The organism is Clostridium sp., from assembly GCF_047718555.1.
Taxonomy (GTDB): Bacteria; Bacillota; Clostridia; order Clostridiales; family Clostridiaceae; genus Clostridium_I.
Map to the genome: position 1 here is coordinate 1 of NZ_JBDNRK010000089.1, position 10,532 is coordinate 10,532.

Below are 10,532 nucleotides of genomic sequence, written 5' to 3' on the forward strand. Positions count from 1 at the left end.
AGATAGCCCACTATCCTGGTCACCTGCTTCCTTGTTGGATTCAAAATATTCGTCGCATCTTTGACTTACTATTTATTTTCACATGCCTAATAATATAAAGTAGGTGATTAAATGAATAAAGTCCTTATAAAAAATGGATTCATAATAGATGGCACAGGTAAAGAGAGATTTTCTGGTGATATACTTATATCCGGTGAGAATATTGATAAAATTGGCAGCATAGAGGAAAATGAAGCTGACCATATAATAGATGCTGGAGGTAAAGTAGTTTGTCCTGGCTTTATAGATACTCATAGTCATTCTGATTTAAAAGTATTGATAGACGGATATATAGAGCCAAAGGTCAGACAGGGTATAACTACAGAAATTCTTGGCCAGGATGGTATTTCTATGGCACCACTTCCAAAGGAGTACGTAAGTCCATGGAGAAAAAACTTGGCAGGACTTGATGGAGATAGCGATAAGCTCTCCTGGGATTGGGAGAATACTGAGGGTTACCTTAACTTATTAGAAAAATCAGGTGTTGGTCCCAATATGGCATACCTTGTTCCTCATGGAAATATAAGAATGGAAGCCATGGGCCTTGGCAATAAAAAGCCAACTGTTGAAGATGTAGAAAAAATGAAAGCTATAACAGAGAGAGAATTAAAAGCTGGTGCAGTTGGGCTGTCTTCTGGACTTATATATATGCCTTGTGCTTATGGAGAAACTGGTGAAATAATTGAACTTTGCAAGGTTGTAGCAAAACATGACAAAGTTTTTGTAGTGCACCAGAGAAGTGAAGCTGACACTATAGTGGAATCCATGAAGGAAATAATAAAAATAGGAAGAGAAAGTGGCGTAAAAATTCATTTTTCTCATTTTAAAGTTTGTGGAAAAAAGAACTGGGATAAAATTGATGAAATGCTGAAGCTTTTAGATGAGGCAAAAGCGGAGGGAATAAGAGTATCCTTTGATCAATATCCATATGCAGCAGGAAGTACAATGCTTGGAGTAATACTGCCTCCTTGGGTTCACGATGGAGGTACTGATAAGCTTTTAAAGAGACTTCAGGATACAGAATTAAGAAAAAAGATGATTTGTGATATAGAAAATGGTATATCTGGTTGGGATAATTTCATAGACTTTGCAGGTATTGATAATATATATGTAACCAGCGTTAAAACTGAGAAAAATAAGGACTGTATAGGAAAAAATCTCAATGAAATAGGAAAGCTTAGAGGAAAAGATGCCTATAATGCTGTTTTTGATTTACTATATGAAGAGGAAAATGCAGTAGGTATGTATGATTATTATGGTAAGGAAGAACATATAATTAAATTCATGAAAAGAGAAGAGCAGAACGTATGTACAGATGGACTGCTTGCAGGAAAACCACATCCCAGAGTATATGGCACTTTCCCAAGGATATTAGGAAAATATGTTAGAGAAGAAAAAATTCTTACACTGGAAGAAGCCATATATAAGATGACCTTAAAACCAGCTCAGGTGTTTAAATTTAAGGATAGAGGAGAACTGGCAGAAGGGAAAAAGGCAGATATAGTAATATTTAATCCTGACACCATAATAGATAAAGCAAGTTTTATAGAGCCTGACCAGTATTCTGATGGAATTGAAACTGTGATTATAAATGGAGAGATAATATTAAATAGGGGCAAAAGGTCTGATAAGTTAACAGGTAAGGTTATTAGAATATAAGTTTAAAAATTAGCAAGCTGTTTCACCAAAATAACAAATTTTGTATGGTTTGTTCAAATTAAGATGGTAGTAAGATAACTTGAATAGGGTATTTGTAGTGGACAATGAAGGTTTAGTAATTATACTGTGTTGGAGGTAATGTAAAAATGATATCTAAAGAAAGAGAAGCAGAAATAATAGAACTATGTCAGGATTTACTTCGTATAAGAAGTTACTCTGGAGAAGAGGATGGAGTGGTTGAAAGAGCTAAAAAAGCCTTTGTAGACATGGGTTACGATGATTTCTTTGTGGACGATTATGGAAATGTAATAGGTCACATAAAAGGAAATAAAAATGGAAAGAAAATATTGTTTGATGCACATATAGATACAGTAACAGTACCAGATGAGACAAAGTGGACTCAGAATCCTTTTGGTGGAGATATAGTTGATAAAAGGATATACGGTAGAGGTGCCTCTGATATGAAAGGTGCCTTCTGTGCAATGATTTGTGCCCTTTCATATTTTGCAAAGGATACAAATAAGGAGTTTGCAGGAGATATTTATGTATCAGGAGTTGTACATGAAGAATGCTTTGAAGGGGTTGCCTCTAGAAAGATAAGTAAGAAGGTTCAACCGGATTATGTAGTCATAGGTGAAGCCTCAAACTGCAATCTTAAAAGAGGCCAGAGAGGAAGAGCGGAGATAGTAGTAGAGACCTTTGGAAAACCAGCTCATTCTGCCAATCCAGAAAAGGGAATCAATGCAGTGTATGAAATGAATAAACTAATTGAAAAGATAAGACATATAAGCAAACAGCATGACGATTTTCTAGGAGACGGAATTTTAGAACTCACAGATATTAAATCTTCACCTTATCCAGGAGCTTCTGTAGTACCGGATTACTGCAAGGTAACTTACGATAGAAGACTTTTAGTGGGAGAAACTAAGGAAAGTGTGCTGAAACCTATACTGGATATAATTAGTGAAGCAGAAGAAAAAGATTCAAGTTTTAAGGCAAAGGCAAGTTTTGCTGCTGGAACTGAAAAATGTTACACAGGAAATTTAATTGAAGGTGAAAGATTTTTCCCTGGTTGGGTACTTGATGAGCAGGATGAATATGTACAAAAATCTTATAAGGGCTTAGTTGAAGCGGGATTAAATCCAGAAATTACTCATTATTCCTTCTGTACTAATGGAAGCCACTATGCCGGAGAAGCAGGTATAAAGACTATAGGTTTTGGACCTTCAAAGGAAAATTTAGCACATACTATAGATGAATATATTGAAATAGATCAATTGTTAAAAGCTGTGAAGGGATATTATTTAATAGCTAAAGCTAATCTTGTTTGAGTTTCATTTGATAAGCAGACAGTATTTTTATTGATAATCTAAAAGGGGGTGGGGATATGAGTGTTTTAATAAAGAATGGAACCATAATAGCAGAAGATAAAGAACTAATAGGTGATATCTATATAGAAAACAATATAATAAGTGAAATAGGCGTGAATATAAATAAAATTGCAGATGAGATTATAGACGCCAGTGATAAATTTGTAGTTCCTGGAGGTATTGATGCCCATACACATCTGAATATTCACATGGGAGATATTGTGGCTAAAGATGATTTTTATACTGGAACTGTGGCAGCGGCTTGTGGCGGAACTACTTCTATTATAGATCATATGGGCTTTGGACCAAAAGGCTGTGATTTACATCATCAGTTAAAGGTCTATCATGAATATGCACAGGGTAATTCAGTTATAGATTATAGTTTTCATGGAGTTATTCAGCATGTAAATGAAAATATACTAGAAGAAATGGAAGACATGGTAACAAAAGAGGGCATATCCAGCTTTAAAATATATTTAACTTACGACAATAAAGTCAGTGATGAAGAGGCTCTTAAGGTTATGATTAGACTTAAGGAATTGGAAGCTATTACTACAGTACATTGTGAAAATGATGGTGTAATAAATTATTTCAGAAATTTATTTATTAAAGAAGGTAAAATTCAGCCTATATACCACGCCTTAAGCAGGCCAGAAGAAAGCGAAGCAGAGGCCGTAAATAGGATGATCAGTCTAGCATCCGTTGCTGGAAATGCACCATTATATATCGTCCATGTATCCTGTGAAAAGAGTATGGAACATATAATAAAAGCTCAGCAGGCAGGTAAAAATGTAATGGCAGAAACCTGTCCTCAATATTTATTTCTAGATGAAGATAAATATAGGGAGAAGGATATGCAGGGTTTAAAGTATATAATGAGTCCACCTCTAAGGAAAAAAGAAAATCAGAATTTACTTTGGAATAATATATCAAATAATAATATACAGGTGGTTGCAACAGATCATTGTTCTTTTGATTTTAAAGGTGATAAGCAGAGGGGAAAAGATGATTTTACAAAATGTCCTAATGGAGGACCTGGCATAGAGACTAGAATACCTCTTATGTTTTCTGAGGGAGTCATGAAGGGTAGAATTGATATAAGAACCTTTGTAGATGTAGTAAGTACTAATCCAGCAAAGATATTTGGATTATATCCTAAAAAGGGAGTTATAAGTGTGGGAGCAGATGCAGATATTGTAATCATCGATAAAAATAAAGAAGTTACATTATCAAAGACAATGCTTCATGAAAATGTTGATTATACACCCTATGAAGGCATGAAGTTAAAAGGATATCCTGTTCTAACCATGGTGAGAGGAAAAGTTATTGCACGGGACAATGTATTTACAGGAGAAAAAGGTTATGGAGAATTTTTAAGTAGATATCTCTGGAAAGGATGAAACGTTAATATGCTTATAAAAAATGGAACAATCGTTACCTTTGATGAGAAAAATACAGTTATAGAAAATGCTGCTGTTTATATAGAAGATAATATTATCAGAGAAGTGGGAAAATCCTCTGAGTTAGAGAAAAAATATAAAACAGAAGAAGTACTAGATGCCAAGGGAAAAATAGTGATGCCTGGCCTTATATGTTCCCACTATCATGCATACAGTGTCTTTGCCAGAGGTATGATTCTAGATGGAGATCCGGCTTCAAACTTTATAGAAGTTTTAAGAAGAGTTTGGTGGAGACTGGACAAAAAACTTACATTGGAAGATGTATACTACAGCGGTTTAGTTTCTGCTATAGATGCAGTAAAAAGTGGTACTACTACTTTAATAGATCATCATGCCAGCCCCTATGCTTGCACAGGCAGTCTTGAAGAACTTAGCAAGGCTTTTTCAAAGGTAGGAGTTAGAGGAAATTACTGCTATGAAGTGTCTGAGAGAGATGGTATGGATATAGCAAAAGAAGGACTTCTAGAAAATTATAATTTTATAAAGAAGTGTAATGATAACAAAGATGATTTAATAACAGGCTCCTTTGGACTTCACGCTTCATTTACAGTATCAGATGAAACTCTAAAAGAGGCAGTGGCTATGAGAGATGAACTTGGCTGCGGGTTCCATGTTCATGTATCTGAAGGAAATATGGATGAAGAACTCAGCCAGTATAACTACGGAAAGAGTGTAGTAAAGAGACTAAGGGATATGAAGGTTCTAGGAGAGAAGACCATAGCTGTACATGGTGTAAACATAGGGAAGGAAGATGTGGATATACTACGGAAAACAAATAGTATAGTAGTTCACAATCCAGAATCCAATATGAATAACGCAGTTGGAATTCCTCCTATTTTAGATATGATGGATAAAGATGTGCTAGTAGGACTTGGTACAGATGGATTTACAGGAAATATGTTTAGAGAGATAGAAAACCTTTATGTAGTGCATAAGCTTGTAGATAAAGATCCAAGAGTTATGAGTGTGCCGGAAACTATTAAAATTGCTTTCAAAAATAATAGTGAAATAGTTGAGAGATTATTTGGAAAACCTGCTGGAATAGTGAAGGAAGGAGCCTTTGCAGACCTAATAATAGTGGATTATAATAGCCCAACTCCTTTCAATAGCTCAAATGCAGGAGGACATCTTATCTTTGGAATGAACAGTAATAATGTAGTCAGCACTATAATAAATGGAAAAGTAGTTATGAAGGATAGAAAACTTGTAAATATAGATGAAGAAATGGTTATGAAGAAGTCAAGAGAAGTTTCTAAGAATTTATGGGATAGACTAAATAATAAATAAATGAGATTTATTAATAAGGAGGAAAACATATGGCAGATTTAAAGGTAAAAATAGGTGGTATGGAATTTGAAAATCCTGTTATGGTTGCAGCAGGACCACCTTCGAGAAATGCAGATATGATTATAGATTGTGTAAAAAATGGAGCAGGTGGAGTAGTAAGTAAGACTATATCTACAGAAGCAGCTCATATACCTAAGCCTTGCATGGCTGACTACAAGACAAGATTCTTAAACACAGAGCTTTGGTCAGAACTTAGCCCGGAGCATTGGATTGAGAAGGAATATGAAAAGGCTAAAACCTGCGGAGCACCTTTAATTGTTGGAATGGGCTATACTCCAGAACAAATAGAAAATCTAATTCCTAGAGTGGATAAATTTGCAGATGCCTATGAAATATCCAGTCACTATGTGGGAAGAGACATAACTCCTGTATTAAATACTTTGAAGGCAGCAAAGGCTCATACTAAAAAGCCAGTATTCATGAAGGTAAGTCCAGGAATTGCGGATATAGGTGAATTCGGGAGGGCACTAGAGGCTGCTGGTGCAGATGGGCTGGTTGCCATAAATTCGGTAGGACCATGTTTTGCTATTGACATAGAAACTGGTTTACCACAAATGGGCAGTGAAGCAGGATACGGTTGGATGTCTGGAGCAGCTATAAAGCCAATTGCACTAAGACATGTATATGAACTTTGCAAGGCAGTAAAAATTCCTGTACTTGCAGTAGGTGGGGTTACCAAGGGGGAAGATGTTATTGAAATGCTTATGGCTGGAGCAGCAGCAGTTCAGGTCTGTACTCAAGCTATAGTTGAAGGAAATAAGGCTTTTGGTAGAATAGTAAAGGAAACAAATAACTGGTTAGACAGCCATGGTTATAAATCTTTAGATGATATAAGAGGTATGACTATAGAGAAGATGAAGGAAAGAAAGGCTCCACAATATGATACTGTTTATCCAGTAGTGACTGAAGATAATTGTATTGGCTGTGGAAAGTGTAAAGAAAGCTGTGTATATCAGGCTATAACTGTGGATAATAAAAAGGCGGTTGTGGATAATTCTAGATGTTTTGGCTGTGGACTCTGCAGCACTCGTTGTCCAGTTGGGGCTATAAAGCTTTAAAATATTATAAACAGCTTGGTTAAAAATTATGGTTTTAGAAGGGGGGAAAATTATATGTTTATTAAGGATATTAGTAAGCCAGTAAAGAGAATAGATGTAGATGAAAAAATATGCGGTACTACAAAATATTTAGCTGACATGGAATTTAAAGATGCATTATATGCAAAGACATTGAGATCAGAAAAGGCAAGAGCTAAATTGCTTTCTATAGAATTGCCTGAAATGCCAGAAGGGTATTTTATTATAGATAAAGATGGTATACCAGGCAGAAATAAGGTAAGAATGATTTTTTATGATCAACCTTTTTTTGCAGAGGATATAGTAAATTATATAGGAGAACCAATTCTTCTTGTAGTAGGGCCTGAAAAGGAAAAAGTAGAAGAATTAACATCTAAAATAAAGGTGAGTTATGAGGAACTTCCAGGAGTTTTTACCATAGCAGATGCTGAAAAGTGTGCAGAAATCATATATGGCAAGGATAATTGCTTTGCAGATTATAAATATGGTAAAGGTGACATTGAGAGTATTAAAGATACAGCGGCTCATGTGTTTGAGAGAAATTACAAAACAGGATATCAGGAACATGTATATCTTGAACCTCAGGGGATGGTAGGTTCTTATGAAGATGGGCGGGTAAAAATAGTAGGTTCTATGCAGTGCCCTTATTATATTAAGGATGCAGTAGTAGAAGCACTTGGAGTCGAATACGATAAGGTACAGATTGTTCAAAGTAATACTGGTGGTGGCTTTGGCGGTAAAGAAGAATATCCTTCTATATTAGGAGGACAAGTGGCAGCAGCAGCTTTAAAGACAAAGAAAACTGTTAAGCTTATATTTGATAGAGACGAAGACATACAATGCACTACTAAGAGACATCCTTCAGATATAACATTAAAAACTTATTTAGATAAAGATTATAAGATAATTGGTGTAGAGGCAGATGTAAAGTTGGATGCTGGTGCCTATGCGGGAATATCAAATATAGTGCTGCAAAGAACAATCTTTGCAGTAATTGGAGCCTATAATGTAAAAAATGTAAAAGTTAGAGGAAGAGCCTTTGCTACTAATAATGTAGTAACAGGAGCTTATAGAGGCTTTGGGGGACCACAAGCCTTTTTAGCAGCAGAACTTAATATGGAGTATATTGCTGAAAAGCTTAATATAGATGTTCTTAATTTTAAAAGAAAGAATCTACTTAAAAAAGGAGACTTTTCTTCCACTGGAGGAACCTTTAGAGAGGATATACTTCTTCCAGAGATTATTGATACTGTGGATAATATGTCTGATTACAGTAATAAACGTAAAGCATATAAAAATACCCTAAAGGGCATTGGAATGTCTGTATTTTTCCATGGTGGCGGTTTTACCGGTAATGGAGAAAGAGATATTATAAAGGCAAAGGTAAAATTAAAGAAATATGCTGACAACAAAGTTGAAATTTTTGTGGCAAATGTAGAAATGGGTCAAGGGGCCAGTACTACACTTAAAAAGATTGCAGCTTATATCTTGGAAATTCCATTTGAAGATATTATATTTACCAATCCAGATACGGATAGAGTACCTGATTCAGGCCCCACAGTAGCATCCAGAACTACTATGATAGTTGGAAAGATTATAGAGAATGCTGCCCGTGATATGAAGGCAAACTGGAAGCAGGATGAGGAAATGGAAGTTATAAAAAGATATGAACATCCAAAAGGTTTTAAATGGGATGCGGAAAAGTTTGTTGGAGATGCTTACAATACCTATTCTTGGGGAGCAAACGTAGTGGAAGTGGAAGTTGATCCAGTAACCTATGAAGTGGATGTAAATGGTGTTTGGACAGCATTTGATGTTGGGAAAGCTATAGATGAAAGAATAGTAGAAGGGCAAATAGAAGGTGGAGTAGCTCAAGGTCTTGGCTATGCCAGTATGGAAGTAATGAAATCCAAGGAAGGCAGACTTATTCAAAGAACTAATACGGATTATGTTGTTCCAACTGCCAAGGATTTTCCTAAAATACACAGTAAATTAGTTAATTGTCCTTATGAAAATGGACCTTCTGGAGCTAAAAGTGTAGGAGAACTTACAACAATAGGATCAGGAGCGGCCTATGCCATTGCAGTACAAAATGCTATAGGGAAACCTCTTAATGAAATACCTATAACTCCAGAATTGTTAATGGAGGTGATGGAAAATGGAAGTGAAAATTAATTTTAATCTGAATAATAAGGATATGAACTTAAAAGTAAATCCACTAAGAAGATTGCTGGATTTACTAAGAGAGGATTTAAAATTGACATCTCCTAAAGAAGGCTGTGGACAAGGCGAATGTGGAGCTTGTTCTGTCATAATAAATGGAAATCTAATTAATTCCTGCTGTGTTCCTGTTGGCAATATAGAGGGGGCTAAGGTTATAACCATAGAAGGGCTTATGGGAACAAAGGAATTTGAAATTCTTAAAGAATCCTTTGATGAAGCCGGAGCAGTACAGTGTGGTTTCTGTACTCCTGGCATGATAATGGCATCTTATGCACTGCTTACTAAGAATAAAAATCCTAATGAAGATGAAATAAGAGCAGGTATATCAGGGAATATATGTAGATGCACAGGGTATGATAAAATAATCGATGCTGTGAAGTTGGCAGCGAAAAAGGGTGAAGACATATGGTAGATAATGAAAATAAAAAAGAAATAATAACTTATATGCCTGAAGATTTGCAAGAAGCCCTAGAAATATTAGATAAAGATGAAGTTATAATTCTTGCCGGAGGTACCGACCTTATGGTAAGAAGAAAGAGTCCATCAGGTCTTATACCGAGGTTTGATAAGAATACTCTATTTGTAAATAATTTAAAGGAACTTAAAAATATCTATAAAGATAACAGTTATATAAATATAGGAGCAGGTTGTACACTCTCTCAGATAAGTGATAACAGCATAATACCTGACTATATAAAGATAGTAATATCAGATTTTGCATCTCTTGGCATAAGAAATGCAGCAACTATGGTGGGAAATGTATGCAATGCATCTCCGGCCGGAGATACTCTGCCACTATTATACGCATTGAATGCTAAGATTGTAATTAAAAGCTTAAATGAAGAAAAATTAGTAGATATAAAGGATTTTATTACAGGACCTGGAAGGCATATATTGAGTAAAAATGAAATGGTAACGGAGATAAAACTACCTATAGAAGGCTTTAATAAATTCTATTACAAAAAAGTGGGAACTAGAAAGGCAACAGCTATATCAAAGCTCTCCTTTGTAGGAATTGCAAGAGTTAGAGAGGATGTAGTAGAAGATATAAGAATAGCTTTTGGAGCGGTGGCTGCTGCTGTTGTTAAATCAGATGTTATAGAAAAGAGCATTGCCGGAAAAACTTTTAAGGAAATAGCTTTAATTAAAGATAATATTGCGGCGGAGTATTCTAATTTCATAACACCTATTGACGATCAGAGATCTAATAAAGAGTATAGAAAGAAAGTAGCAATAAATTTATTGGTGGATTTTTTAGAACATTTGAATATATAGAAGTATAAAAATCAGGTTCAACGATGAGCATAAACAGAGTTCTTTGTTTCAGGTGGAGTTTTTTTCTCCATCTGAAACTTAGA

General features: G+C 35.3%; 8 protein-coding genes. All 8 read left to right on the top strand.

Annotated features, from left to right (window positions below; genetic code table 11):
- Positions 1–111: 111 nt before the first annotated feature.
- The 8 genes from ABF633_RS19935 (at position 112) to ABF633_RS19970 (ending at position 10,449) form a co-directional block, all read left to right on the top strand.
- Complete coding sequence (locus tag ABF633_RS19935) at positions 112–1,698, top strand: N-acyl-D-amino-acid deacylase family protein (protein WP_415526331.1); 1,587 nt, start codon at positions 112–114, stop codon at positions 1,696–1,698.
- 146 nt (positions 1,699–1,844) lie between these two features.
- Positions 1,845–3,029 carry a YgeY family selenium metabolism-linked hydrolase gene (locus ABF633_RS19940; protein WP_415526333.1) on the top strand — a complete coding sequence of 395 codons (1,185 nt, stop codon included), beginning with the start codon at positions 1,845–1,847 and terminating at the stop codon, positions 3,027–3,029.
- 56 nt (positions 3,030–3,085) lie between these two features.
- A complete protein-coding gene (hydA, locus tag ABF633_RS19945) occupies positions 3,086–4,468 on the top strand; it encodes a dihydropyrimidinase (RefSeq protein WP_415526334.1) in 1,383 nt (460 codons plus the stop codon).
- Positions 4,469–4,477: 9 nt separating this feature from the next.
- Positions 4,478–5,815, top strand: a complete 1,338-nt coding sequence (gene ssnA / locus ABF633_RS19950) for a putative aminohydrolase SsnA (protein WP_415526336.1) — start codon at positions 4,478–4,480, stop codon at positions 5,813–5,815.
- A gap of 29 nt (positions 5,816–5,844) precedes the next feature.
- Entirely contained in the window at positions 5,845–6,933 is a 1,089-nt protein-coding gene (locus ABF633_RS19955) for a 4Fe-4S dicluster-binding protein (RefSeq protein ID WP_415526338.1), read from the top strand.
- Positions 6,934–6,987: 54 nt separating this feature from the next.
- Positions 6,988–9,126, top strand: a complete 2,139-nt coding sequence (locus ABF633_RS19960) for a xanthine dehydrogenase family protein molybdopterin-binding subunit (protein ID WP_415526340.1) — start codon at positions 6,988–6,990, stop codon at positions 9,124–9,126.
- A complete protein-coding gene (locus tag ABF633_RS19965; RefSeq protein ID WP_415526342.1) occupies positions 9,110–9,586 on the top strand; it encodes a (2Fe-2S)-binding protein in 477 nt (158 codons plus the stop codon). The genes ABF633_RS19960 and ABF633_RS19965 overlap by 17 nt, the downstream gene beginning before the upstream one ends.
- Entirely contained in the window at positions 9,580–10,449 is an 870-nt protein-coding gene (locus ABF633_RS19970) for an FAD binding domain-containing protein (RefSeq protein WP_415526344.1), read from the top strand. Before ABF633_RS19965 ends, ABF633_RS19970 begins: the two co-directional genes overlap by 7 nt.
- The last annotated feature ends 83 nt before the right edge of the window (positions 10,450–10,532 follow it).